Genomic DNA, 25966 nt, shown 5'->3' on the forward strand with positions numbered 1-25966 from the left:
TTTGTACTTTCACTCGTCTTATAAACAACAATTAAAACGCACCTATGTTTGGTTTATTTCGAGAAAATGTAAGAATTGCATTAGATAGCATAAGAACACAACTTTTAAGAACAATTTTAACCGTTCTTATTATTGCCATAGGAATAACGGCATTAGTTGGTATTTTAAGCGCTGTTAATGCTTTAGAAAACACAATTACCAGCGATTTCACCTCAATGGGTGCCAACACATTTAATCTTCAACGATATAATTTTAGTGTACAAACTCGCGGACGTGGAGAACGCAACAAAATTAACCCTATTATTTCTTACCGTAATGCAGTAGATTTTAAAGAAAATTTTGAGTTCCCAAATGCTACTACCAGTATATCTTTTACTGGCACCAGCCAAGCTGAAGTAAAGTATAAACAAGATAAAACAGATCCAGAGGTGCGCGTAATTGGCGTTAATGAGCACTTTCTAGGCAATAGTTGTTTGCAATTGGAGGAAGGGCGTGATTTTTCTTTTTTTGATATAGAAAACAATTCTAATGTGTGTATTGTAGGTGCCGATTTTAAAAAAGGTTTATTCAAAAACAGTGATCCTCTTCAAAAAACCATAAGTATTAGAGGTGCCAAATTTAAAATAATAGGAGTTTTAGAAGGCAAGGGGTCAACATTTGGAAATAACGAAGACTTAAGGGTACTTATTCCTCTTCAAAAGGCCCGAAGTATGTTCACTAGTATCCAACCCAATTACAACATCAGTATAAAAGTAGCCGATAAAAATTTTTTAGAGGGTGCGCAAGACGAGGCAGTTATCACATTTAGAAAGATTAGAAAACTCAATCCTAAAGAAGAAAATAATTTTGGAATTGAACGCAGCGATAGTTTGCTTAATGAAATTTATAAAATAACTGGTGTCTTAGATTTTGCCGCTTGGATCATTTCGATTATAACTATTCTGGGATCCTCTATTGCTTTAATGAATATTATGTTGGTATCAGTAACCGAACGCACACGAGAAATAGGAGTTAGAAAAGCGCTTGGCGCAAAAAGGAACACTATAGCACTGCAGTTTTTTAGCGAAACAATAATTATTGGTCAGCTGGGAGGCATCATAGGTATTTTTCTAGGTATGCTTATTGGTTTTGCGGTAGCTCAAAGTTTTGACTTTCAATTTAGCATCCCCTGGGTGGCCATCATTTGGGCAACGGTTATTTCTCTATTAATTGCCATTATATCTGGTTCTTATCCCGCTATTAAAGCCGCTAAACAAGATCCAATAGAGTCATTGAGGTATGAATAAAGCGGTTTGATGCCTCATCATACCTTCAAATATTATTAACTCTATTCAACTATTTTTTGAAAATAAGCAAATAATTCTCCTTTAGTAATTTGCGCTCCTTGCTGAATCAATGCAAAGACATCTTTATTACGGTCGGCTTTTAAAGCCTTTTTCGACGTATATAGCTCTACGTCTTCATGCGCCAAATTTTGCTGTAGCCAACGATAGCCCTCACGCGTGGTTATATTAATAGTTTCATTCTTAACTTTAACACCAATTAGCGTTATAAAGTCTTCATCTATAGAGAAAAGAAATAAGTGCTGCGGTGAATAATGCTCTAGATATTTCACTTTTCTCAACACTCCCTCCCAAATCAAATCACTAAAGATATCGAGCTCTTCTTCGGCAACTTCGGGTTTGTTCTTTTTAATTTCTTCCCATTCATCGGCAGTAATAGACTGACTGGCCAAGAAATTAATAAATTCTTGGTGCATTTCTTTGAATTGTTCCTGGCTTAAGCGTTGATATTTCATTGTTAAAAAGGTATTTATTTAAAAAACAAGATAAAAAAAAAGCCTATCGCTTAGATAGGCTTTAAGTCTTATGAATAAGATTAATTTTCACCAACTACTTCAAAAGTAAAATCGGTTACCACTTCTCTATGGAAACGCAGTTTAGCTTCGTATTGACCTAAACGCTTAATGTTACCACCCAAAATTGTAATGTATTTTTTATCGATGTTTACATCGTTCTTTGCTAAAGCCTCGGCCAAATCTGCTGCGGTAATACTACCAAACATCTTATCTCCAGCTCCAGCTTTTGCTGTTAAAGTAAGCTCTAACTTGTTTGCTTTAGCTTGCAATTCTTCTGCTTCTTCAACAAACTTTTTCTCTTTATATGCACGTTGCTTTAAAGTTTCTGCTAGCATTTTCTTAGCAGAAGGTGTAGCTAACTCTGCATATCCTTGTGGGATTAGGTAGTTTCTACCATAACCATTCTTAACGGTTACGATATCATCAATAAATCCTAAATTTTCAACGTCTTTCTTTAATATCAGTTCCATAATGTCGTTTCTTTTATTTTAATAAATCACCAACGTATGGCATTAATGCTAAATGACGAGCTCTTTTTACCGCTACAGCTACTTTTCTTTGGTATTTAAGAGAAGTTCCTGTTAATCTTCTAGGTAACAATTTACCTTGCTCATTTACAAAAGCCATTAAAAAATCTGGATCTTTATAATCGATATACTTGATACCTGATCTTTTAAAACGACAATATTTCTTTGTTTTCGAGGTTTCAATATTTAAAGGCGTTAAATATCTAATTTCCCCATCTTTTTTTCCTTTAGCTTGTTGCTCTATAGATGACATACTTACGCTTTTTCTTTGTTTCTTTTAACTCTTTTTTGTGCCCATTCGATGGCGTGCTTATCTAATTTCACGGTAAGGTAACGCATCACCGCCTCGTCTCTTCTAAACATAAGTTCAAAAGGCTCGATAGCTTCACCATCTACTTGAAATTCAAATAAGTTGTAAAATCCACTTTTCTTGTGTTGGATAGGATAGGCAAGCTTCTTAAGCCCCCAGTTCTCCTTGTTAACCATCTTCGCCCCTTTAGAAACAAGAAAATCTTCATATTTCTTTACTGTTTCCTTTACCTGGTCTTCAGATAAAACGGGATTCAAGATGAAAACAGTTTCATAATGATTCATAATATATAGTTTAATAAAATTTGGATGCAAAAATACGTTTTTTTATCGAATTAGCAAGTTTGGCTTATTTTTTTATTCCGATAATTTGTGAGTTAATCGAAAGTTGCTTACATTTAGACCATATAACCAACACCAATAACCTGTGGATGATATTAAATTAAATTGCATAGTTGTGGATGATTCTACCATTCAACGAATTTCAATCACCAAATTGGTTAAAGATCATCCAAATTTAGAGTTAATTGCCGAACATAATAACGCTATTAAAGTTAAGGAAACTTTAAAAAATGAAGATATCGATCTCATCTTCCTTGATATTGAAATGCCTATTATCTCTGGTTTTGATTTACTCGACAATCTTGAGAAGCAACCACAAATTATTTTTATTACTGGTAAAACTCAATATGCCTTTAAAGCTTTTGATTACAAAGCCATCGATTTTTTGCAAAAACCCGTTAGTGCAAAGCGTTTTGATTATGCCATAAGTAAAGTGCTTGATTTCTTTAAATTGCGCATTGAAAAAGAGCGTATCTCAGACGATAATTACATCATGATTAAAAGCAATTTTAAAAACTTTAAAGTGTTTTTAGATGACATCAAGTATGTTCAAGCTTTTGGTGATTATGTGAAAGTTGTAACCAAAGAACAAACGTATACCGTTCTTTCTACCTTAAAAGGTTTTAACGAGCGTTTGCCTAGCGATCAATTCTTAAGAGTACATAAATCATATATTGTAAACTTAAGCAAAATAAAGAAATACGAGTCAAAAAATCTTTGGATTAAAGACATAGAAATACCTATTAGCCGTAACCGTAAGAAAGAGTTAGATTTTGCTATGGCTAGTATCGGGATTTCTTAAACAGGGTCTACATCTATCGTTAACTTTACTTTTCTAAATTTCCCTATAGACTCATAAGACTTTTTTACTTTCAAAATAAAGTCTTTGGTTTTCTTTACGGAATAATTCATAGGTATTTTTACAATAATATTCTTGCGGTACTCATTACGCACACGCGCAACTGCAGGAAATTCAGGACCCAGTACATTATCGCGTAAACCCTGACGCAAAGCCTCCGAAAGCCACAAAGATGCCTCCTCTACAGCGTTATAATCTCTTTGTTTACAGGTGATTTTTATAAGTCTATAAAATGGAGGGTATTTAAAGTTTTTGCGTTCATACACCTGCTCTTTGAACATATCTTCATAGCTATTGGTGGTTACCTGCTGTAAAATTTGATGATGCGGATTAAAAGTTTGAATCAGCACTTTACCCTGCTTGGCTGTTCTTCCGGCTCTACCGGCCACTTGAACCAACATTTGAAAGCTACGTTCATGAGCTCTGAAATCGGGAAAATTTAATAAGTTATCAGCATTCATTACGCCCACTAAATCTACATTCCTAAAATCAAGTCCTTTGGTTAGCATCTGGGTACCCACTAAAATATCTATACTGTGCTGCTCAAATTTATCTAGAATTTTATCGTAAGCATTTTTACCTCGGGTGGTGTCCAAGTCCATTCTGGCAACACGAGCTTTGGGTAACAAAGTGTTTAACTCGGTTTCTATTTGCTCTGTTCCAAATCCTTTGGTACTTACCTCGCTACTCCCACAAGCCATACACGCCTTTTGCATGGCAATGTGATAACCACAATAATGACAACGCAAACTATTATTGTGTTTATGAAAAGTAAGACTCACGTCACAATTAGGACAATGCGGACTGTGCCCACAAGTATGACATTCAAGCGTAGGGGAATAACCTCTTCTGTTTTGAAAAAGGATGACCTGTTTACCAGCCAGTATGGTTTGCTCTATGGCCTCGATAAGCACATCAGAAAAATGACCTTTCATCTGATTACGCTTATATTTTTCTTTAAGGTTGATCAAATGGATTTCAGGAGGTATCACTTGGCCATAGCGTTTCTTTAGACTAACAAGGGCATACTTATCCCTTTGAGCATTGTAATAAGATTCGATACTCGGAGTAGCCGTACCCAAAACAATAGAAGCTTTACAGAGATGACTAAGTACTACTGCAGCATCTCTTGCCTGGTACCGTGGAGCGGGATTTAATTGCTTAAATGAATTCTCGTGACTCTCATCAACCAAAATCAATCCTAAATCCTGAAAAGGCAATAATAAAGCCGAACGCGTTCCTACAATAATTTTCCCTTTGGTTTGATTATAAATATGCAGGTAGGTTTCAAAGCGTTCTTGTTGTGAGTATTTACTATGATAAACCATCACCTCCTGGCCAAAGTAGGCTTCTAGGCGTTTGATAAGCTGGGTGGTCAGCGCAATCTCGGGGACTAAAAAAAGTACCTGTTTGCCTTTTTTCACCTGCTTATCTATCAACTTCATGTACACTTCGGTTTTACCCGAAGAGGTTATACCATGAAACAATACAGGTTTTGAAGCCTTAAAATTGGCCTCAATTTGGTTCAAGGCCGCCTGCTGTTCTGCGCTTAAATCAATTAATTGTTGTGCTATTTGGTTTTGGTTTTTCACCCGATCTATTTGAAGCGTATATTCTTCTAAAAAACCTTTATCAACCAAAGCATTTAAGGAGGCATCTGAAGCTTGAGCTTTTTCTTTTAGCTTTTTTCTTGAAATAGGTTTATTCGATTGTGCTTTTAAGGTAAAGAATTGCATCACAATCTCTTTTTGTTTATGCGCTCTTCCCAATTCTTCTAACATTGCATTCATAGCCTGCGGATTTTCATAAGATTCGCTTAAACGTATATACTTAATCAATTTAGGCTTGTATTGCTCAAATATTTCTTGCTCTAATAGTATATACTTTTTTTGGGCCATTTCTTGCAAAATGGGTAATACATTTTTTTTACCCAGCAATTGCCCCACTTCTTTAATTTTTAATTGCGATTGTTTTTCTAAAGCCTCAAGCACTAAAAATTGTTCATCACTAAGCTGATTGGCAAGCTCTATGGTATCGTGTTGGTTGTTGCGTTGAATCACAGTTTCACTTTCAAGAAGAAAAATACCCGGTAAAGCTGCTCGCATTACTTCGCCTAAACTGCATAGATAGTAGGAGCTAATCCATTCCCAAAACGCCAATTGAAGTTTGCTTACTATCGGCGATTGATCAAGAATGGTTTCTATAAATTTTGGCGTATAAATTTCTGGGTGCTGCTGATGTATTTTTGCAACAATACCGGTATAGATTTTAGATTTACCAAAAGGTACTGCTACCCTCATACCGGGTTGCAATAAATCATATTCCTCTTGACTTATCGCATAAGTAAAGGTATTGTTAATAGCCAAGGGGATAATTACATCTATATAAAAATTCATAAAGCTTATTAAAACACAAAGCTATTAAAGATTATGACTCATAGACAAGCCAAAAGCTTTAATAGCTTCAATTTATTTAAACAGTCTAACTTATTTACCTAACATGCCTTCTTTTAAATCGTCATCTGCTGGCTTTTTGTCTAACCAAATACCAAATAATGCTCGTTTAAATGCCTTACCTTGTATTACCCCTCTTTGCTCTCCATTTTTATAGGCTACTACGCCGCGCTCGGGTTGGTAGGTAATATCAAAAATATCTCCTTTGACAATTTCTTCCTCAAAAAAACCTATAAATTGATCGATTTGTTTGCGAAGTGGAGCTACATTATTGTTGGTTGATTTTTTAAAGCCATCTTCTACGGCTTCTATCATTTTACTACTCGAAACTAATTTTGAAACGATTTGAAGACGTACTGCCATTGGTTCATTACTATCTAAGATTTCTTTGGCACTACTTTTCTTTTCCGTAAGATAAAGCGCCCCCACATAAAGGTCTATCCATAGCTTTTCTCTTACTCCAGCACCATTAAGTACGGTTTGGTGTTCTCCTATTTTCATTGTATTGGGCAAAGTTACCCCTTCTACTTGTGTTTGGCTATAGCCTGTAAAAGCAATAAATAGCGCCAATAATAAATTAATGTGTGTTTTCATAGTGTTCAGATTTGTAAGCCTAATTTATCACTTTTTTTGTTTTAATCTATAAATAGTTGCATTTAATTCAAAGCCTAATAACAAGATGTTTGCATTTAGCCATATATATATAAGCAAAATTAGTAAAGCACCAATACTTCCGTAAAGCTCATTGTAATTATTAAAATTTTCTATGTATATACTGAATAGATAGGTGTTTAATAAAATTAATAGCGTTGTAAAAAGCGCACCCAGCGAAAGGTACCTAGACTGTCTACCTTCTTTGGTTCCAAAGTAATATAAAATGGCAACAGCATTATAGATAAGAAGGATCACTACGACATATCTACCAAATTGTGCCCACTGCAAGCCATCTGTAAACAAGCCTAAAGCTTTTAAATTCTCTATGATAAAGGTTAAGTAAAATAGCACTATAACCGCCACTAAAACCAAAATAGCCAGAATAATTGCAGTGATTACAGCAACCATATATTGCCGAATAATCGATCGGTTAATATGCGTATGGTAAGAAAATTCAAATCCGGTGAATATGGCATTTACCCCATTGGCCATTAAAAAAATAGAAAGTATAAATACAAAGCTCAATAAACCACCTCTTGGATTATTAAAAATATCTGCAAAAATCTCATTAAAAAAACCTGAGGTTTGGGGAGGTAAAAAAGAATCTATAAAAGACAAAAGCACCAAATGAAAATCGTCTATAAACCAGACAAAGGGTATCAAGTTCAGCACAAATAACAAAAATGGGAAAATCGCCATAAAGAAGCTAAATGCAATAGAACTGGCTCGCGTTGAAAAAGTTCCTTTTATAATGCCCAACGCATATAACTCTCCCAAGTCATAAACGCTTAAGCCGTTTAAGCCAGGTAATTTAATGCTCCTGGCCTTGGCTTCAAACCAGGCTAAAGGCTTTTTTTTGAAACTTATTTCTTGTTTATCTGTCATTAATCTACTGCCTTCAGGCTAAGGTCAAGGTTATAAACCGAATGCGTTAAAGCCCCGCTACTTATGTAATCTACTCCACATGCTGCATACTCAGCCGCGGTTTCTAAAGTAATCCCTCCACTCGATTCAGTTTGGGTTTTGCCATTGATTAAAGCCACAGCTTCCCGAGTATCTTCATAATTAAAATTATCAATTAAAATGCGATGAATACCGTCGTACTTTAAAATCTCTTTGATTTCCTCCATATTTCTGGCTTCAACTATAATCTTTAGATCAAGCGAATTTTCTCGTAAATAAGCTTGAGTTTTCTCTATTGCTGCTCCTACTCCACCTGAAAAATCAATATGGTTATCTTTAAGCATAATCATATCATATAAGGCAAAGCGATGGTTTACTCCTCCTCCTATTTTAACCGCCCATTTCTCTAGTGCGCGTATGCCTGGGGTTGTTTTTCGGGTGTCTAAAATTTTGGTTTTGGTATTCTTGAGCAATTCCGCAAAAGCATTTGTTTTAGTAGCAATTGCACTCATACGCTGCATGGCGTTAAGCACCAGGCGTTCGGCTTTTAAGATAGACTGACTGCTACCCGAAACATAAAAGGCTATATCTCCGTATTGTATAGGGCTTCCATCCTCGAGTAAGGTCTCCACTTTCAATTCCGGATCTACATAGCTAAAAACCTGTTTAGCAAAATCAACACCTGCTAAAATACCGGTATCTTTAACCAATAATTTGGCTTTACCAGATGCATCCTGCGGTATACAGGCTAAAGAACTGTGATCGCCTTCTCCTACATCTTCGCGAATGGCATTTTCAATAATTAATTGTATCTCTTTTTCAAATTGGGCTTGTGCTATCATAAAAAGGTATTTCTATCTGCTAAAATAATAAAGTATTCTCAATTTGTAGTTGAATCTTGATATCTATTCATAGTTAGCATAAAGGTGTTTCAATTTGCTAACTTTTGTAGTTGTATTTTAGTTTCGCTTAACGCGGATTTAATCTCGAAAAAATAAAACAAATTGATTCAAATTCAGGAGAGTCATTTATTTTTGTAAACAGAGTAGATATCTATGAAAATAAAACTGATTGTCGTCGGAAAAACAGATAAAGGTCCGTTGCAGGATTTAATCGCAGATTATTGTAAACGCCTTACACATTATATTTCGTTTGAGTTGCAAGTAATACCCGATTTAAAAAAAACAAAGCATTTAGATGTACAACAACAAAAACAAAAAGAAGGTGAGCTTATTTTAAAAGAAATCAACACTTCAGATTGGTTGGTTTTATTAGATGAAGCAGGAAAATCTTTTACCTCAATGCAATTTGCGCAAGAATTACAAAAAAAATTAAATGCCGGTACTAAGCAGTTGGTTTTTGTAATAGGCGGCCCCTATGGCTTTTCAGATGCTGTTTACCAACAAGCAAAGCAGAAGATTAGTCTATCAAAAATGACTTTTTCTCATCAAATGGTACGTTTGTTTTTTGTTGAACAAATTTACCGAGGATTTACAATTCTTAAAAATGAACCCTATCATCACCAATAATTATGAAACTTGTATTTGCTACCAATAACGCCAACAAACTGGCAGAAATAAAACAACTTTTACCCCAACATATCGAGTTGTTATCGCTCAAAGATATCGGTTGTACCGAAGAAATTCCAGAAACGGAAAACACCATCGAAGGTAACGCATGGCTCAAAGCTAAATATGTAAAAGAAAAGTATGGTTATGACTGTTTTGCCGATGATACAGGCTTAGAGGTTAAAGCTTTAAACGGGGCACCCGGTGTTTTATCTGCTCGCTATGCTGGCGAGTCAAAAAACAACCAAGCCAATATCGCTAAATTATTAGACGAACTTGCCGATAAAGAGGACAGAAGGGCTCAATTTAAAACCGTAATTGCTTTGTATTTTGACGGAGAGCAAAAAGACTTTACCGGAATTTGCCCCGGACAAATAAGCCATGAACTCCGTGGCGAAGGTGGTTTTGGCTATGACCCGATATTTGTACCTCAACATCAATCCAAAACTTTTGCCGAAATGACCGCAGAAGATAAAAATCTAATCAGTCATCGAGCTTTAGCTTTTAAGCAGCTCTTAAATTATTTAAATACCAAGAAATAAAGAATAAAAAAACTCCCTTAAAACGGGAGTTTTTTTATTCTTTATTTCTAAAAAGATCTTATTTATTGATTTTTAAATTTAGTAATTCCATCTTTTAACCAAGCACTATAAGCCTCTACATCGGGTAGATAACCCACGGGTTTGTTGAGCTCCACTTCTTGGTGATTAAGTAATACATAGTATGGCTGAGCATTGATACCATAGTGTTTGATTTGAAAATCACTCCATTTGTTACCTATGGTACGAACTCGCTTCCCGGTAGTTTCACTGGTGTACTGCTCCTCTTTAGGCAATTGCTCTTTAATGTCTACATATAAACTAATAAGAACAACATCATTCTTCAGTTTATTTAGAACCTGTGGTTCACTCCATACTCTTTCTTCCATTTTTCTACAGTTTATACATGCTTTTCCTGTGAAGTCAAGTAAAATAGGTAAGTTATTTTCCTTAGCATAAGCTACTCCCGCATCATAATCGGTGAAAGCTAAAATATCATGTGGTCCTAGCTCGGCGTGTTCGGGGAAATCACTTTTATTGGTTGCGGTAGCTGTTCCTCCGCCTTTGGTGTTTCCTACCCCATATGGAGATTCAGAATAATTCATAGGTGGTGGGAAACCACTTATCATTTTTAAAGGAGCACCCCATAATCCTGGAATCAGGTATATGGTAAAAGATAAGGTTACTAAACCTAGGCCGAGTCTTCCAACTGAAATATGTTTTAAAGGAGAGTCGTGAGGCAAACTGATTTTACCAAATAAATATAAAGTAAGGGTACCAAAAATAGCAATCCAAAGTGCTAAAAACACCTCGCGCTCTAACCAATGCGCCTCTAAAACTAAATCGGCGTTTGATAAAAATTTAAGTGCTAAAGCTAATTCTAGGAAACCTAAAACTACCTTTACTGAGTTTAACCATCCGCCAGATTTTGGTAAAGTATTCATCCAACCTGGGAACATCGCAAATAATGCAAAAGGAATTGCAATAGCCAATGAGAATCCAAGCATACCTACTATAGGTGCAATTCCTCCTTTTGATGCTGCTTCGACCAACAGTGTTCCTACAATGGGTCCGGTACAGCTAAAGGAAACAATAGCCAATGCTAAAGCCATAAAGAAAATTCCGATAATCCCACCCTTATTGGCTTGACTGTCTACTTTGTTAGCCCAAGAATTAGGTAACATAATTTCGAAAGCTCCTAAAAAAGATGCGGCAAAAATTATCAAGATAACAAAGAATACAATATTAAAAGTAACATTGGTAGATAGCGCATTTAACGCATCGGCACCAAAAATACCAGTGACTAAAGAACCTAATAATACATAAATTACCACAATAAAAAATCCGTAAAGAAGAGCGTTACTAACCCCTTTGGCCTTTGTTTTACTTTGTTTGGTAAAGAAACCAACCGTCATGGGAATCATTGGGAAAACACAAGGAGTAAGCAGGGCTACGAAACCAGATAAAAAGGCAATCCAAAAAATAGAGAAAAGGCCTTTTTTACTACCATCTTCATTAGAAACAGATGCTTGTGCATCAAGCAAAGCTTGAGGAACCTCATCATCATCGGCATTAAGCTGTTCTTCTTTTTTTTGTGTTTCAGGTTTTTTGGTGGCTCCATTAGCTTGGTACGCTTCAAACTCATCATAGTTTGAAAACACCTGTGCTTTATTGTTTTTAAGGTCGAATACCATATAGTATTCTTCGTTGATACAAACATCTATACAGGATTGATAAAAAATTTGTGCTTTTATCACTTGAATGTCTGGATTAATTAAGGTAACCTTTTGTTTAAAAGTTGCCTGATTTTCAAAATACATCTCATCCACTCCAAAAGTTTCGTTGAATTGTGTTTTGGTTTCGCTCTCTTTGGCAAACTCTTCTACCTCATACTTTCCTTCTTTATCAACATAATCAAATGCTAAGGGAATGGGTCCGCCTTCTGGAGTAAACTGACTGTAAACGTGCCAATCTGGCTCTATACTCAGTTCATAGATTAACTCGTATGAAGTATCAGACAGTTTGTTAATTTTACCTTCCCATTTTGTGGGCTTTAATTGTTGATTTTGCCCCATCCCAAATTGAGCATAGGACGCACTAGTAATTAAAAATGCAATTAATAGTTTAAGGTATACCTTCATGATTTTAAAGTAATTTTTGTTATCTTTTGAGTTTTGTCTTGCACTTTAAAGCGCTCGTCAATTCGGTGTGAAACTAACCAAATTATTTCTTTATCACAGCACAAGACATAGATATTTTCCTTGTCTTGAAGCGCCACTTTATTATTGATTAAAAAATCGCTAATTTTTTGTTTTCCTTTCATTCCGAGCGGGTAAAAATAGTCTCCTGCTTGCCATTTTCGTAATATAAGCGGATATTTTAACTTTTTGGCATCCAAGTAAGCTACTGTATCGGCAAAGTCTCCTAACTTATCTACTTTGCTTATTTGCAGACGACCCAAAGGAAAAACAAGTTCATTTTCAGGATAAAGCAAGTACGACTCGGTTTCATCTATTTCTTTTTCTTTTCGTTTTTGAAGCAAAAGAATATCTCTGTCTTTATGCAAGACATAAGCACCAGTTTCTACTTTTTTACCGGGTTGTGCCTTTCTTAACGCATAAACCGATTCCCAATCGCTAAAATCAAATTCTTTTAGTAGTTGATACAATACCGCATTAGGATGCGGCAAAGTGTTGAGCACGTTTAAATCAATCTCAAACCCTGAGAAAGTTTCCCGTACTATTTTATCATAAATCAAACTCACATAATCTTCGGCCAATTGTTCTATTTGCTTTAACTTGTTCTGAGTTCCTTTAAAAGCTTCCAGAAAATTGGGATTTTCTTGCTCTAAAATCGGTGAGATTTGATGCCTGATTTTATTACGTAAATAATAATTAGACGCATTTGTTTTATCTTCACGCCATCTAATGTGGTGTTGCTTGGCATAGTTTTCAATTTGCTTTCGCGAAAATCCAATCAATGGTCTTGCTACTATGTTATTCTCCTGAGGCATACCGGTGAGCCCCGCAATTCCCGTGCCGCGTATTAAATTAATAAAAAAAGTTTCTATTTGATCGTGAGCGTGATGCGCTGTAATTATTTTTATATACGAATGGTTCTGCGTTAAGGTTTTAAAATAATTGTAACGTAATTCACGCGCAGCCATTTGTATGGACATTTTATGATCTTCGGCATAAGCTTGGCAATCGAATTTCTGCGTATGAATTTTTAGTTTTAATCGTGCTGCTAAAGCCTCAACAAAGCGTTGGTCTTCATCGCTTTCTTTTCCGCGTAAAGCGAAATTTACGTGTGCTAAAGCAAACTTTACTCCTGCTGCTACAAGCATATGGCACAGAACCACCGAATCGATTCCTCCGCTTATGGCCAACAGGTGTTTGTTTTGCAGAAGCGAAGGAAAGTGCTGTTCTAGGTTTTCGCGAAATTTATTTAGCATAAGTTTTCTGATTTATTGCGGACTCTGCACCGATTGTATTAGCGCTTCCACTTTAACAAGGCACTCTTCGTATTCTTTTTCGGCATCAGATTTTATCGTAATGGCGCTACCTACCAAGCAGGAGAGATACCTTTGCTCTTGGTTGTATAAAATACTGCGAATAACCACATTAAAATCAAAATTTTCTTCTGGATCAATATAACCAATAGCGCCACTGTAAAGACCTCGCTTAGTTTCTTCTAGTTCTTCTATAATTTGCATTGCCGAAAGTTTTGGTGCACCGGTCATACTTCCCATGGGATAGGTGGTCATAAATAGTTCGCGCAAAGAACAAGTTGGACTCAATTTTGAAGTGACAGTACTAATAAGCTGATGTACTTGCTTAAAGGTATAGCGCTTACAAAGTTCTGGCACTTCTACACTACCCTTTTGTGCAGTTCGCGATAAATCATTACGCACCAAATCGACTATCATTACGTTTTCTGAAATTTCTTTAGGATCTTTTTCTAATTCACTGGCAAGTTGTGCATCTGTCTGTGGATCTTCATGTCTTTTTGCGGTACCTTTTATAGGCTGACTTATAATTTTTTCGCCTTGTTTTTTTAAAAAGCGCTCTGGACTAGCACATAAGGCTGTAAACTCTTCTAGTTTTAAAAAGCAAGCAAAAGGAGGTTCAGACTTTGCATTTAAAGCTTGATAAGTAGCAGATATATCTAACTGAACCTGATCTGCATAAAATTCCTGACAAAAATTGGCTTCATAAATATCGCCACGCTGCAAATGCTCTTTCATCTGATTTACTTTGTTCAAGTAATTTTGTTTGCTGATTCTCGGCCTTAACTCGATGTTGGCCGGAGGTGGCAAGTTGAATGGTTTGTCCTTTTGTAAAATAGTTTGCCAATCGGTTTCAATTTCATCGGCGACAGCATTTAAATATTTAAAAGTGGCTGTTTGACCCTGTAAACTGATTAATTTTTGAGGTTGAAAAAAATATAAATCCGGGAAGTGCAATCCGTCAAAATTTTTAGATTTTAGAGGCTCTATATCGTTTTTTAAATCGTAACTCAAATAGCCAAAAATCCAATCTTTTGTGGTTTGTTGATACTCCTCAAGATCTTTAAAAGCATCAAAAGCATCTGTTTTTATAGCGGTAAAAGCCTCAACAGCAAGCAATGCCTCATAATCTTGATTGGGGTATTGGTTGGAGTCTAGCCAAATGACCTCATCAAACTGCTGCGCCCAAGCCAATAGCTGTTCTTTAAATTGTTTTAAATCTGTTATTTGAAAAGATTGTTCGGTACGCACTTTAAAATGTTATAGCTTGTTGAAATTGTGATAACGTATCTTTCACACCTAATAAAAGGGTTTCGTCTCTTAGTTTTTGCTGCTCACTGTCAAAATTATCCTCAAAAGACGGCAAGCCAAAACTAGCAATTAGTTTACCGCCATAGCGTTCAACCGCAATTTCGGCATACTCTCGGGCTTTACCTGCAGCCAATTTTCCTGGAGAGGTACTCGTAAGTAAAATTGGTTTATCTTCTAAAAAAATCCGGTCATACCGCGACAACCAATCCATTACATTTTTAAAATAACTAGACACCGCACCGTTATGTTCATTTACAGAAAGAATGATGGCTTTAGCCGATTTGATATCATTATATAAACGCTGCACCTCCTTAGGGAAACCGATTTCCTTTTCGTAATCTATACCATACATAGGAATTTGATAATCGGTTAACCGAATCACATTAACTGGTTCTACCAATTGTTGACTAAGAAAACTCACCCACTGGTGATTGATAGATTTTGTGCTGTTTGAACCTGCAAAGGCAATAATCTCACTCATTTTTTAAGTATATATTGTAAAATAAACAGAAAATAGCCACATACACAAATCCTACAAAAACTATTCGTATTTTTGAGCTATAACATTTAATTATGGATTTTAGACTGCGTGTTTTTATTGAAGTTGCCAAGGCTTTAAGTTTCTCAAAAGCTGCAAGAAACCTGCCCCTATCGCAGCCAGCTGTTTCTAAACATATTAAAGAAATTGAACAAAAATACCGTATTAAATTATTTGAACGTCAAGGAAATAGGATTGCACTAACGCAAGCAGGAACAGAGTTTTTAAGTTATGCCGAGCAAATTGTAAATTTATATAACGATTTAGAGAACCATTTTTTACTACAGCAGCAAGAACTACCCAATTATGTAAAATTGGGTGCCAGTACCACCATAGCCCAGTATATTGTTCCTCAACTTTTAGCCGACTTTAAGCAACGTTACCCAGAAACGAATTTTACTTTAATCAATGATAATTCGGCCACAATCGAGGAGAAAATTTTTAACAACCGGTTGGATTTTGGATTAATTGAAGGCCGAAACCACAACCCTTTACTACAATACGAAAAATTTCTAGACGATGAACTGGTACTGGTTACCCGTGCTGGAAATGCCTCACAGCAAATCAAACTCAACCAACTTACCCAGCTGCCGCTTGTGTTACGCGAGGAAGGGTCGGGTACGCGTGCTATTCTAGAAGCAAGGCTTAGTAGCGAAGGTTTATCGCCTAAAAGACTACAAGTAGACATGATTTTGGGCAGTACAGAAAGTATAAAGACTTATTTACTTTATACACAGTGCTACGCATTTGTTTCTATTTTCTCTATCATTGAAGAATTGAAGCACAACAAATTGCAGATAGTAGACATAGATGATGTAAGTTTTTCTAGACCCTTATATTTTGTAAGCAAGCAAGGATACCAATCTATGTTTTACGATTTAATCAAACGCTTTTTTAAACGAAGCTATAACCAAAAGTTATAAGGTATAATAAATTGCGTTGCTTGCCCTCCGGTATTCCTGCTTAATTTTGAGTAGCAATTAAAAATAGAATACCGTGAAATACCGTTTTCCCGATAAGTTTACCCAAATAATATTTATAGTATTGGCTGTACTATGTCTTACGCCTTTCATCAGCTCTCCCATTGCTTTGCTCCTAGGTTTTTTAATGACTAATCTACTCTACAATCCGTTTAAAGCGCATACGGGAAAAGTGGTGAAGTGGCTATTAAAAATAGCCGTAGTTGGCCTTGGTTTTGGAATGGATTTAAACCATACCTTAGCGGTAGGAAAAGAAGGATTACTACTTACCGTTTTAAGCATAAGTACCACACTCATTTTAGGCTACTTTATTGGTAAAGCCTTGCACATAAATCGAGCTATCTCCTATTTAATTTCATCGGGAACGGCCATTTGTGGTGGTAGTGCAATTGCAGCAGTTTCTGCTGTAGTAGAAGCCAAAGAAAAGCAAATATCGATTGCACTGGGCGTGGTTTTCTTTTTAAATGCAGTGGCTTTATTGGTATTCCCTATGCTAGGGCATGCATTAAACCTATCTCAAGCCGATTTTGGTTTATGGAGTGCGATAGCCATTCATGATACCAGCTCTGTAGTTGGAGCCGCCTTAGCTTACGGCGAAGAAGCTTTAGATATTGCGGTTACCGTTAAATTGGCCAGAGCTTTATGGATTATCCCTTTAAGTATTCTTACTATGTTTTTCTTTAGGGGTGAAACCGGTAAAATTAAGATACCTTGGTTCATTTTGCTTTTTGTAGGTGCAGTGATCTTAAGTTCTTATATTAGTTTACCTGATTTTATTGTAACGGGCATTCCTTTTCTGTCTAAAAAATTATTGGTGCTCACCTTATTTTTGGTCGGTGCCGGATTAAGTATACAGTCAATAAAAGAAAGTGGTTTTCAGCCTATTTTACTCGGACTAAGTTTATGGATAACCATTTCGGTTACCTCTCTGGCATACATTTTGTACCTATAAAATTGATTTAGTTTTTCATTTATTTTTGGTTTACAAAAAACCCCTGTAATTTGAATATTACAGGGGTTTTTTACGGGTATAATATCCGCTTTAAGCGGAAATAAAATTTATACTAAACATGCAAAGCTCTATCGCCAGTTGCGGCAAGTGCAGCTTCTTTTACTGCTTCTGCATAGGTAGGATGAGCGTGACTCATTCTTGAAATATCTTCTGCACTGGCTCTAAACTCCATTGCGGTAACAGCTTCGGCAATTAAATCGGCTGCGCGTGCGCCTACCATGTGTACCCCTAGCACCTCATCTGTTTCTTTATTGGTTAAGATTTTCACAAATCCGTCAATATCTCCACTAGCTCGTGATCTACCCAAGGCACGCATAGGGAATTGCCCACTGGCATAGTTTACTTTTTCCTCTTTTAATTGCTCTTCGGTTTTTCCTACAGAAGCAACCTCTGGCCAGGTATAAACCACTCCTGGAATAAGGTTGTAATTGATATGTGGTTTTTGACCAGCAATTACTTCGGCTACAAAAGTACCCTCCTCTTCGGCCTTATGTGCCAGCATCGCTCCTTTTACTACATCGCCTATCGCATAAATATTGCTTACGTTAGTTTGCAAGTTTTCATTCACTTCAACCTGACCTCTATCGTTCAATTTTACGCCTGCGGCTTCTGCGTTTAAACCAGCTGTAAAAGGCTTTCTTCCCACAGAAACCAAGCAATAATCACCTTTAAATTCTACTTCGTTACCTTTCTTGTCTTTGGCTTTTACCACTACTTCATCACCTTTATTTTCTACGGCAGTAACTTGGTGCGAAAGTGCAAATTTTGTTTTTTGCTTTTTAAGCACCTTCATAAGCTCTTTACTTTGAGCTTTATCCATAGTGGGTATGATACGGTCCATGTACTCAATTACGGTAACCTCTGCCCCAAGTCTTTTGTACACTTGGCCCAACTCTAAACCAATCACACCGCCACCTATAACCAATAAATGTTTAGGCACTTCTTTCATTTTTAGCGCCTCGGTAGAGGTAATAATTCTTTCTTTATCTATCTCAATAAAAGGTAAGCTAGCTGGTTTACTACCGGTAGCAATAATGGTATTTTTTGCTTCAATAGTTACCTCTTCTTCACCTTTGATAATTATATGATTTTTATCTTTAAAAGACCCTACCCCTTGGTAAGTGTCTATTTTATTTTTATCCATCAAGAAATCAATACCCTTGGTAGTTTGTTCAACCACGGTATTTTTTCTAGCCATCATTTTTTCAAGATTCATTTTCACCTCTCCAGCGATTTCAATCCCATGCTCTTCGAAGTGCTTAATGGCATCTTCATAGTGATGTGATGAATCTAGCAATGCTTTTGAAGGGATACATCCTACATTAAGGCAAGTACCTCCTTTAGTAGCATATTTTTCTATAATGGCCGTTTTTAGTCCTAGCTGTGCGCAACGAATAGCGGCAACATAACCTCCAGGTCCAGACCCAATAACAACAACGTCGTACGTGTTCATAATTTTTTTGTGGTTTTTTTAAACGATTACAAAAATACAACATCTACAACAATGAACAAGTTAGCGGCTTATTATTTGTTTTTTGATTAAAGCGATGTTTTTTGATTATAAACTTTCCTAAAATTCAAATTTGTCACCATTCAAAGAAATTCCCTTGCTCTGTTAGCGCAGCACTCGGTTTAATGGTTTTGAATTTATTTTAATAATTCAAAGCAATTTGCGTAGTCTCTTTCGCTTCATCTATTATAAAAGTACTTTGCGTACTTCCTATGCCACTCAAAGCAGTGAGTTTATCGACTAAAAATTGGCGATAAGCAGGCATATCTTTCACCAGAATTTTTAGTATAAAATCATAATCTCCGCTCACGTGATAACACTCCATCACCTCGGGTAATTGTGATACCTCTTTTTCAAAGCGCTTTATATTTTCGCGGGTATGTTCATTGAGTTTTAGATGACAAAGTACCATAAAACTTTTGTTGACGCGATTTTTATCAATCAAAGCTACATATTGGGTGATGGTCTGATTTCTTTCCAGTTTCTTAATCCGTTCGTGCACCGCGGTGACCGATAGGTTCAATTTAAATGCTAAACTTTTAATGGTTTGTTTAGCATCTTGTTGCAGTAACGCCAACAGGTTTTTATCAGTAGTATCGAGCATAAGTTTATTTTATTCTGTTTTAATCCGTAAAGAATTAAAAATACAGAATAATATTCTATAAATTATGTTTTTATCGAATTTTATACTAAATAAAAGAACACCTATAGTAAATCATTTAAGCTTGAATTATCTTTATTTTAATTATAAAATACATTGCACTATGAAGCATCATCCAGGAATTGCATTACAGGAGCTACAATTTGCTATTCAAGACCGCGGGGTTAATCCGCCTATAGCCGACTCGAGCACGTTTAGGTTTCGCAACCCACAAGAAATGTTTGAAACCTTTGAAGGCAAAACCGAAGGCTTATTTTTATATTCTCGACACGCCAATCCTACTCAATCTTATCTTGAACAAGCACTCGCTCGAATGGAGGGTACCGAAGACGCTTTGGTTACCGCTAGCGGCATGGGTGCAATTACCGCGGTTTTGTTGCAACTTTGTCAGCAAGGAGATGAGGTGGTAAGCAGTCGTACTGTGTATGGAGGCACTTATGCGTTTATGAAAAACTTTATGCCAGGCTTAGGTATAAAAACGCACTTTGTAGATATTACAAACTTACAAGAGGTAGAAGCCAGTATTACCCCACAAACAAAAGTCCTATATGCCGAAACGCTGAGTAATCCACTGCTAGAAGTAGCCCATATAGATGCATTAAGTGTCATCGCAAAAAAGTATAATTTAAAATTGGTGATAGACAACACTTTTTCTCCTTTATCTTTTTGCCCTGCTCAAATGGGTGCCGATGTGGTGATTCACTCGCTTACTAAGTACATAAATGGAAGTAGTGACACTTTAGGCGGAGTGATTTGTGCTAAGCAAGAATTTATACTTAGTTTACGTGATGTAAATCAAGGTGCTGCCATGTTACTGGGAGCAACTTTAGATAGTCTACGTGCCGCTTCTATACTCAAGAATTTAAGAACGCTACCGGTACGTATTCAACAACATAGTAAAAACGCACTTTTTTTGGCCAAAAAATTTGAAAGCTTAGGCTTAAAAACGGTTTATCCTGGTTTAGCATCACATAAAAGTCACGCCTATTTTAAGGCAAAACATTACAGTGATTTTGGTTTTGGGGGGATGCTTACGGTTGATGTAGGAAGTTTTGAAAAAGCCAATGTTTTTCTAGAAATGATGCAAGCTTATAACTTAGGAGATTTAGCGGTAAGTTTAGGATTTTACCGAACGCTATTCAGCGCCCCTGGAAAATCAACTTCCTCAGAAATTCCTGAAGCAGAACAAACAACCATGGGCTTAAGCAATGGTTTGGTGCGTTTTTCTATTGGTTTAGATCATAGCATTACACAAAGTTGGGATGGCATTAAAAAGTGTCTGGAAGCCAGCGGCATAGTAGCCTCTGATTTACTAAATGCAAATTAATTAATATTAAGCGCAAATAATTATTAAAAAATTGTTTACTTTACTAGCCTTAATTCGCTTTAAAGCCAGTAAAAAAAATGGACACCCAATCATCTGATCCGAATAACCAGCATATTATTGAAAACAATTTGAGTCTAGGACAGGCACTTTTGCCTGTCTTTGCATTAATAGGAATGCTCGCTTACAACGTTTATGTTTATGGAGATAGTGCGCTAGACGGGTCCAATCAATTTATTCTTCTTATGGGGGCTGCGGTTGCGGCTATCGTAGGATATTTTAACCGTGTATCTTACAAAACTATGGTAGAAGAAGTAGCGCAAAACATCAAATCTACCTCTGGCCCAATTTTGATTCTGCTTATGGTTGGCGCCTTATCGGGTACTTGGTTGGTTAGCGGTATTATTCCTAGTATGATTTACTACGGGTTGCAATTATTAAACCCTAGCATATTTTTGGCAGCCTGCGTGGTGATTTGCTCCATTATTTCTGTTGCAACAGGAAGTAGCTGGACCACCTCTGCCACGGTTGGTATTGCCTTAATAGGTATATCTGAGGCATTAGGCATATCTTTAGGAATGACGGCCGGTGCCATACTAAGCGGAGCTTATTTTGGTGACAAATTATCTCCATTAAGTGATACTACAAACTTGGCCCCTGCTATGGCTGGTACAGATTTGTTTACCCATATTAGGTATATGCTTTACACCACTGTACCTTCTATAATAATCACTTTAATTGTCTTTATTATAATCGGTTTAAATTTAGACACCCCAGATCAAGTAAATACCCAAAAAATATTGAATGCGATAGACAGCGCTTTTACCATTAGTCCGTGGTTATTTGCTGTACCTCTTTTGGTAGTCTTTTTAATCATTAAAAAAACACCCCCATTAGTAGCTTTATTGTTGGGAACTCTCCTGGCAGCGCTAGCTAGCATTTTTTTTCAACCCCACGTTTTAAATCAAATTGCCGGAACCGATGTTTTGAGTATTTCTAGCGCTTATCGCGGAATAATTGACTCGATCACTGTGAGTGTAGAAGTACCCACCGACTACACCGCTTTAAACGATTTATTTTCTTCGGGCGGAATGTATGGTATGCTCGGCACTATTTGGTTAATTATTTGTGCTATGACTTTTGGCGGAATAATGGATGCCATTGGGGCTTTAAGTAGGATAAGCAAAGCTTTGCTCAACTTGTTTCACTCAACCTTTGGGTTGTTTAGCAGCACCGTAATAAGTTGTCTAGCCTTGAATGTAACCGCATCAGACCAATACTTAGCTATTGTGGTACCGGGTAAAATGTTTGCTAAAGCTTATAAAGACAAAGGCTTAGCGCCAGAAAACCTAAGCCGCACGTTAGAAGATTCTGCTACAGTTACCTCTGTGCTAATCCCTTGGAATACTTGCGGAGCCTACCATAGTGGTGTTTTAGGTGTTCCCGTATTGAGTTACTTCACCTATGCTATTTTCAATTACTTAAGTCCGTTTATGACGTTATTATTTGCCGCATTAAATATAAAAATAAGACAACTTAAAAATAATAAAACAAGCCTCGCATGAAATTAGATATATTAGCATTCGGAGCCCATCCCGATGATGTAGAGCTGGGTTGTAGTGGCACTTTAGCCAAAGAGATTGCAGCCGGTAAAAAAGTAGGAATTGTAGATTTAACCCGCGGTGAATTAGGTACTCGAGGAAGTGCTGAACTTCGTGCTCAAGAAGCAAAAGCTGCAGCCGATTTGTTAGGTGTAAGTTACCGACATAACTTAGGTTTTAGCGATGGTTTTTTCACCAACGACAAAGACAATCAACTAGAAGTAATTAAACAAATTCGTGCTTTTCAGCCAGAAATTGTTTTTTGCAACGCTATAAGAGACCGGCATATAGACCACGGAAAGGGAAGTAAACTGGTAAGTGACGCATGCTTTTTAAGCGGGTTGCGCAAAATTGAAACCCAATGGGAAGGTAAACCTCAAGCCGCTTGGCGCCCCCGTTTGGTCTTACATTATATACAATGGCAGGAAATAACGCCCGATATAATTCTAGATATTGGAACTCACATTAAAACAAAAATTAAAGCAGTAAAAGCCTATGGTTCACAGTTTTACCAAACCCATGCCAATGAGCCCGAAACACCTATATCTAGTACCAATTTTCTTGAAAGTGTGACCTATAGAGCTCAAAATTTAGGTAGACTAATTGGCACCGATTATGCCGAAGGCTTTACTAGCGACAGACCCATTGCTTTAAATTCTGCATTTGATTTAATTTAATGTAATTTTTTCTTGGCAGAATGGTTATTATTTTTTAGATTTGCACCCGCAAACAAATGGTGGTTGTAGCTCAGTTGGTTAGAGCGCCTGATTGTGGTTCAGGAGGTCGTCGGTTCGAGACCGATCTTCCACCCCTAGCAAAACCCTACTAATAGTAGGGTTTTTTTGTTTTTATACTTTTTTAATTTTCGGGTGCACGTGAATAAATAGGGTGAAAAAGGGTGTTTTTGTATAATATATTTACGAAAAGTTTACGAAAAATGAAAGCCTCTATCCTACTAAGCAAGACAGAAAAACCTAATAAAGAAGATAAATATCCGGTGAAATTAAGATTGTTTCACGAAAAGAAAATTCGTAGAAAGACTAATTCGCATTCGGCTTTAGGTGACTGGGATTTGCTTAAGCAGTTGCCAAAATTTACTCACCCTGATTTTGAAGATCTGTATTCGCTTTTCTACTATTTTTTCAGCTTGAAATTATTAAGGGTTTTATCTGGATAGATTCTTTCTATTCGTCTCAATGAAACAAGTGGCCTTAAAACTTACACGTCATTTAACAGATTGAACTTTTAAGTTGAATTTTATTCTTCGAGACGTACTTTAAAAAAATCGGCTTCAAGCTTTTAATTCGGTTTAACCTATGAAATTTATTCAATCGGCATAATATTATTACCCAATAAGCAAGCAAACTAACTTCTCAAAAATCCGGTTTAACCTTAAATAATCTCAATCAATCCTCTACTCTAGTTCATTAAAACCAGTGCAACACGCAATTGATTAAATTATAAATAATATGCATTTAATAAGATAAAAACAACGTTTAAACAATTTTTTAAAGCGTAATAGTGATTCTTTAATTTTATTATTGTTAAATTGTAAGGTTAATAAAATTAAAACAAAATGCGTATAACCTTAAAACCTATTTTTCATCGCGATGCCCATTGCGTTGGTATTTTTTTTGAATACAATCGCGAATTGATTGCTTATACCAAGAAGATAGCTAAGGTTAAATATTCTAGAACGCAGCGTTGTTTTTATGTTTTACAAAAGCCAGACACCTGTGCTAATTTATATACTCATTTTCGCAAAATGAACCATTATGTAGATTATAGCGCTTTAAGCGGATTTAAGCTTCCCAAAAACAAAGCGAGACCTAAACCTAAAACGCAAAAAGTTGTAAATGCAGACGATTTAAGCCAAGAGGGGCGCCATAGGTTAAAACAGTACTATAATTATTTACGCGGAAAGCGTTATAGCCAAAGTACCTTAGCCACCTACTGCAGTTTTGTTTTAAAATTTGAGTATTACACTAAAAAAGATCCTTTATCATTGGCTTTAACCGATTTTAATCGGTTTATAGAAGATGAAATAGCTGCCAAGCAATTTTCTATAAGTACACACAGGCAGTGTATTAGTGCATTGAAACATTATGTGATATTGTTTAACATAGAATTACAGGAAGATTTGAACCACTTGCGCCCCAAGCGCAACAAGTCTTTGCCTGGCGTATTATCTTTAGAAGAAGTTTTGCGAATATTACAAGCCACAAAAAACCTAAAGCATAGGTTTATTTTTGCTCTCCTCTACTCTTCTGGTTTACGAATTGGCGAAGCCCTATCTTTACGAGTAAGCGATTTAAACATTGAACGCCGACAACTTTTCATACATCGCAGCAAGGGACGCAAAGACCGCGTAGTTATATTAGCCGACACCATTTTACCTTTACTGTATAATTATTTAAACACTTATCAACCCAGACATTTTTTAATAGAAGGTCGATCTGGACACGCTTATCAAGCTAGCAGTGTTAGAGCTTCATTAAAGCGTGCTGTTTTACGCGCTAAAATAACCAAAACTGTAACTCCGCATACCCTACGCCACTCTTTTGCTACTCATTTACTTGAAACCGGAGTAGACTTGCGCTATATACAAGAATTGTTGGGACATAGTAAACCCGAAACCACCATGATTTACACGCACGTGAGTCGTAAGCAGTTACTACAAATAAAAAGTCCATTAGATTCTGCTTTACAGCAACTTAATCAACAAGGCTATGATACCAAAAAAGTATCTTTATCCGGAAATATTAACCTATAAAAGTGTATATTTGACTCGATATAACCAGTTGTGCATAATATAAAATGACGAATCACCAATTGACATTTAGTAAAATAAAGGAACTTCTGAAAACCCAATTTTCGGAACGAGTTTCTGAATTTGAAAATGGAACTCATCTGACTTTGGACTCTGAAAATGAAAACGAATCATCAATTTGGATTGAACTCGATGAAAGTGGACAATTGACTGTTGGATATGGGATTAGTCATTTACATTATGACCCAAAATATGACGACTTGAATAAAGGATTTAACGAATTCCTACGATTTTTGACCTGTAAGAAACGACGAATTGATTTTTATAAAGGCAAATTAGCTTACCGAAATGAATATGAGTTTGAGGATGAAAATGGGAATTGGAAAAATTATGGAACAGCGTTGACTTGGGCTTATCCATTTTGGAAAAAGACTGTAAAAAAGACAACAACTCAAAACGGATTTATAAACTATGCGGAAATTGAATCTGACATTGAGAAAATAAAAAATACTATGCACAACAATGTATAACCGCAATTACGGCGGATTCGACTACGTCCGAATCCACTCGGAATTGCTAATGTCTGTGCTTAACCGAAAATCATTAACTTTAAACCCGTAACTGACGGTTATACTAGACCGTTGGCAAAAATACCTCGGAATGAAAAGCAAAGCGGAAAAATAATGAATCTGACTGCTTGAAAAGATGAAGTAAAAAACAAAAATTAGTTCTTAAAAGA

26 protein-coding genes and 1 tRNA gene are annotated in these 25966 nt (G+C 36.3%); 13 read left to right on the forward strand and 14 right to left on the reverse strand.

Translation table 11 applies throughout. The features are described from left to right. Positions 1-44 precede the first annotated feature (44 nt). Positions 45-1286, forward strand: a complete 1242-nt coding sequence (locus ACFSQ0_RS07850; protein ID WP_379046587.1) for an ABC transporter permease — start codon at positions 45-47, stop codon at positions 1284-1286. Positions 1287-1327: 41 nt separating this feature from the next. Here the strand turns inward: ACFSQ0_RS07850 and ACFSQ0_RS07855 are convergent, their stop codons facing one another. The 4 genes from ACFSQ0_RS07855 to rpsF all read right to left on the reverse strand — a co-directional run bounded on the left by ACFSQ0_RS07855 (position 1328) and on the right by rpsF (position 2979). Beyond that, a complete protein-coding gene (locus ACFSQ0_RS07855; protein ID WP_379046590.1) occupies positions 1328-1798 on the reverse strand; it encodes a DUF6495 family protein in 471 nt (156 codons plus the stop codon). A gap of 80 nt (positions 1799-1878) precedes the next feature. Continuing rightward, the gene (gene rplI / locus ACFSQ0_RS07860; RefSeq protein WP_379046593.1) at positions 1879-2328 is read right to left on the reverse strand and encodes a 50S ribosomal protein L9; all 450 of its coding nucleotides are present in this window, start codon (positions 2326-2328) and stop codon (positions 1879-1881) included. 13 nt (positions 2329-2341) lie between these two features. After that, positions 2342-2638 (reverse strand): 30S ribosomal protein S18, encoded by a 297-nt coding sequence (gene rpsR / locus ACFSQ0_RS07865; RefSeq protein ID WP_147860746.1) that lies wholly within the window; start codon positions 2636-2638, stop codon positions 2342-2344. 2 nt (positions 2639-2640) lie between these two features. After that, complete coding sequence (gene rpsF / locus ACFSQ0_RS07870; protein ID WP_147860745.1) at positions 2641-2979, reverse strand: 30S ribosomal protein S6; 339 nt, start codon at positions 2977-2979, stop codon at positions 2641-2643. 172 nt (positions 2980-3151) lie between these two features. Here rpsF and ACFSQ0_RS07875 point away from each other — a divergent pair, with 172 nt between their 5' ends. Beyond that, a complete protein-coding gene (locus tag ACFSQ0_RS07875) occupies positions 3152-3838 on the forward strand; it encodes a LytR/AlgR family response regulator transcription factor (RefSeq protein ID WP_379046597.1) in 687 nt (228 codons plus the stop codon). On the opposite strand, the gene priA is transcribed toward ACFSQ0_RS07875, so the two are convergent. The 4 genes from priA to nadC all read right to left on the reverse strand — a co-directional run bounded on the left by priA (position 3835) and on the right by nadC (position 8747). Beyond that, positions 3835-6291 (reverse strand): replication restart helicase PriA, encoded by a 2457-nt coding sequence (priA, locus tag ACFSQ0_RS07880; protein WP_379046600.1) that lies wholly within the window; start codon positions 6289-6291, stop codon positions 3835-3837. The two genes, ACFSQ0_RS07875 and priA, sit on opposite strands and share 4 nt — an antisense overlap. A gap of 90 nt (positions 6292-6381) precedes the next feature. Then, the gene (locus tag ACFSQ0_RS07885; RefSeq protein WP_379046603.1) at positions 6382-6942 is read right to left on the reverse strand and encodes a chalcone isomerase family protein; all 561 of its coding nucleotides are present in this window, start codon (positions 6940-6942) and stop codon (positions 6382-6384) included. Between the two features lie 27 nt (positions 6943-6969). Continuing rightward, on the reverse strand, positions 6970-7887 hold the full coding sequence (locus ACFSQ0_RS07890; RefSeq protein ID WP_379046606.1) for a YihY/virulence factor BrkB family protein: 918 nt from the start codon (positions 7885-7887) through the stop codon (positions 6970-6972). Beyond that, positions 7887-8747 (reverse strand): carboxylating nicotinate-nucleotide diphosphorylase, encoded by an 861-nt coding sequence (gene nadC, locus ACFSQ0_RS07895; protein WP_379046609.1) that lies wholly within the window; start codon positions 8745-8747, stop codon positions 7887-7889. Before nadC ends, ACFSQ0_RS07890 begins: the two co-directional genes overlap by 1 nt. 213 nt (positions 8748-8960) lie before the next feature. Between nadC and rlmH the strand changes: the two genes are divergently transcribed. Beyond that, positions 8961-9434: a 23S rRNA (pseudouridine(1915)-N(3))-methyltransferase RlmH gene (gene rlmH, locus ACFSQ0_RS07900; protein ID WP_379046611.1), complete on the forward strand. Its 474-nt coding sequence runs from the start codon at positions 8961-8963 to the stop codon at positions 9432-9434. Between the two features lie 2 nt (positions 9435-9436). Continuing rightward, complete coding sequence (locus ACFSQ0_RS07905; RefSeq protein WP_379046614.1) at positions 9437-10015, forward strand: non-canonical purine NTP diphosphatase; 579 nt, start codon at positions 9437-9439, stop codon at positions 10013-10015. A gap of 62 nt (positions 10016-10077) precedes the next feature. Here ACFSQ0_RS07905 and ACFSQ0_RS07910 read toward each other — a convergent pair whose 3' ends face one another. Genes ACFSQ0_RS07910 through ACFSQ0_RS07925 form a run of 4 tightly spaced genes read right to left on the reverse strand, consistent with a single transcriptional unit; the run spans position 10078 to position 15312 of the window. After that, positions 10078-12153, reverse strand: a complete 2076-nt coding sequence (locus ACFSQ0_RS07910) for a protein-disulfide reductase DsbD family protein (RefSeq protein ID WP_379046617.1) — start codon at positions 12151-12153, stop codon at positions 10078-10080. Next, the gene (gene tilS / locus ACFSQ0_RS07915) at positions 12150-13466 is read right to left on the reverse strand and encodes a tRNA lysidine(34) synthetase TilS (RefSeq protein ID WP_379046620.1); all 1317 of its coding nucleotides are present in this window, start codon (positions 13464-13466) and stop codon (positions 12150-12152) included. The genes ACFSQ0_RS07910 and tilS overlap by 4 nt, the downstream gene beginning before the upstream one ends. Before the next feature lie 12 nt (positions 13467-13478). After that, a complete protein-coding gene (locus tag ACFSQ0_RS07920; protein ID WP_379046623.1) occupies positions 13479-14771 on the reverse strand; it encodes an anthranilate synthase component I family protein in 1293 nt (430 codons plus the stop codon). Between the two features lies 1 nt (position 14772). Next, positions 14773-15312: an NADPH-dependent FMN reductase gene (locus ACFSQ0_RS07925; RefSeq protein WP_379046626.1), complete on the reverse strand. Its 540-nt coding sequence runs from the start codon at positions 15310-15312 to the stop codon at positions 14773-14775. 92 nt (positions 15313-15404) lie between these two features. On the opposite strand from ACFSQ0_RS07925, the gene ACFSQ0_RS07930 reads away from it, so the two are divergent. Next, positions 15405-16292 (forward strand): LysR substrate-binding domain-containing protein, encoded by an 888-nt coding sequence (locus ACFSQ0_RS07930; RefSeq protein ID WP_379046629.1) that lies wholly within the window; start codon positions 15405-15407, stop codon positions 16290-16292. Between the two features lie 73 nt (positions 16293-16365). Next, positions 16366-17301 (forward strand): YeiH family protein, encoded by a 936-nt coding sequence (locus tag ACFSQ0_RS07935; protein ID WP_379046632.1) that lies wholly within the window; start codon positions 16366-16368, stop codon positions 17299-17301. A gap of 112 nt (positions 17302-17413) precedes the next feature. On the opposite strand, the gene lpdA is transcribed toward ACFSQ0_RS07935, so the two are convergent. Together lpdA and ACFSQ0_RS07945 are read right to left on the reverse strand one after the other, a co-directional pair. Continuing rightward, on the reverse strand, positions 17414-18814 hold the full coding sequence (lpdA, locus tag ACFSQ0_RS07940) for a dihydrolipoyl dehydrogenase (RefSeq protein WP_379046635.1): 1401 nt from the start codon (positions 18812-18814) through the stop codon (positions 17414-17416). 199 nt (positions 18815-19013) lie between these two features. After that, positions 19014-19475: an Lrp/AsnC family transcriptional regulator gene (locus tag ACFSQ0_RS07945; protein WP_379046638.1), complete on the reverse strand. Its 462-nt coding sequence runs from the start codon at positions 19473-19475 to the stop codon at positions 19014-19016. A gap of 160 nt (positions 19476-19635) precedes the next feature. Between ACFSQ0_RS07945 and ACFSQ0_RS07950 the strand changes: the two genes are divergently transcribed. From ACFSQ0_RS07950 to ACFSQ0_RS07980, 7 genes are all read left to right on the forward strand, one after another. Next, on the forward strand, positions 19636-20859 hold the full coding sequence (locus ACFSQ0_RS07950) for a trans-sulfuration enzyme family protein (RefSeq protein ID WP_379046641.1): 1224 nt from the start codon (positions 19636-19638) through the stop codon (positions 20857-20859). A gap of 77 nt (positions 20860-20936) precedes the next feature. Beyond that, positions 20937-22421: a Na+/H+ antiporter NhaC gene (gene nhaC, locus ACFSQ0_RS07955; protein ID WP_379046644.1), complete on the forward strand. Its 1485-nt coding sequence runs from the start codon at positions 20937-20939 to the stop codon at positions 22419-22421. Continuing rightward, on the forward strand, positions 22418-23134 hold the full coding sequence (bshB1, locus tag ACFSQ0_RS07960; protein ID WP_379046647.1) for a bacillithiol biosynthesis deacetylase BshB1: 717 nt from the start codon (positions 22418-22420) through the stop codon (positions 23132-23134). Before nhaC ends, bshB1 begins: the two co-directional genes overlap by 4 nt. 58 nt (positions 23135-23192) lie before the next feature. Beyond that, positions 23193-23268, forward strand: a tRNA-His gene (locus ACFSQ0_RS07965). Between the two features lie 126 nt (positions 23269-23394). After that, on the forward strand, positions 23395-23634 hold the full coding sequence (locus ACFSQ0_RS07970; RefSeq protein WP_379046650.1) for a hypothetical protein: 240 nt from the start codon (positions 23395-23397) through the stop codon (positions 23632-23634). A 399-nt stretch (positions 23635-24033) separates the two neighbouring features. Then, positions 24034-25230, forward strand: coding sequence for a tyrosine-type recombinase/integrase (locus ACFSQ0_RS07975; protein ID WP_379046653.1), 1197 nt, complete (start codon positions 24034-24036; stop codon positions 25228-25230). A 44-nt stretch (positions 25231-25274) separates the two neighbouring features. After that, on the forward strand, positions 25275-25757 hold the full coding sequence (locus ACFSQ0_RS07980; RefSeq protein WP_379046656.1) for a hypothetical protein: 483 nt from the start codon (positions 25275-25277) through the stop codon (positions 25755-25757). Positions 25758-25966: the final 209 nt, after the last annotated feature.

The sequence above is a fragment of the Mesonia sediminis genome, assembly GCF_042684705.1.
In the GTDB taxonomy this organism is placed as follows: Bacteria; Bacteroidota; Bacteroidia; order Flavobacteriales; family Flavobacteriaceae; genus Mesonia; species Mesonia sediminis.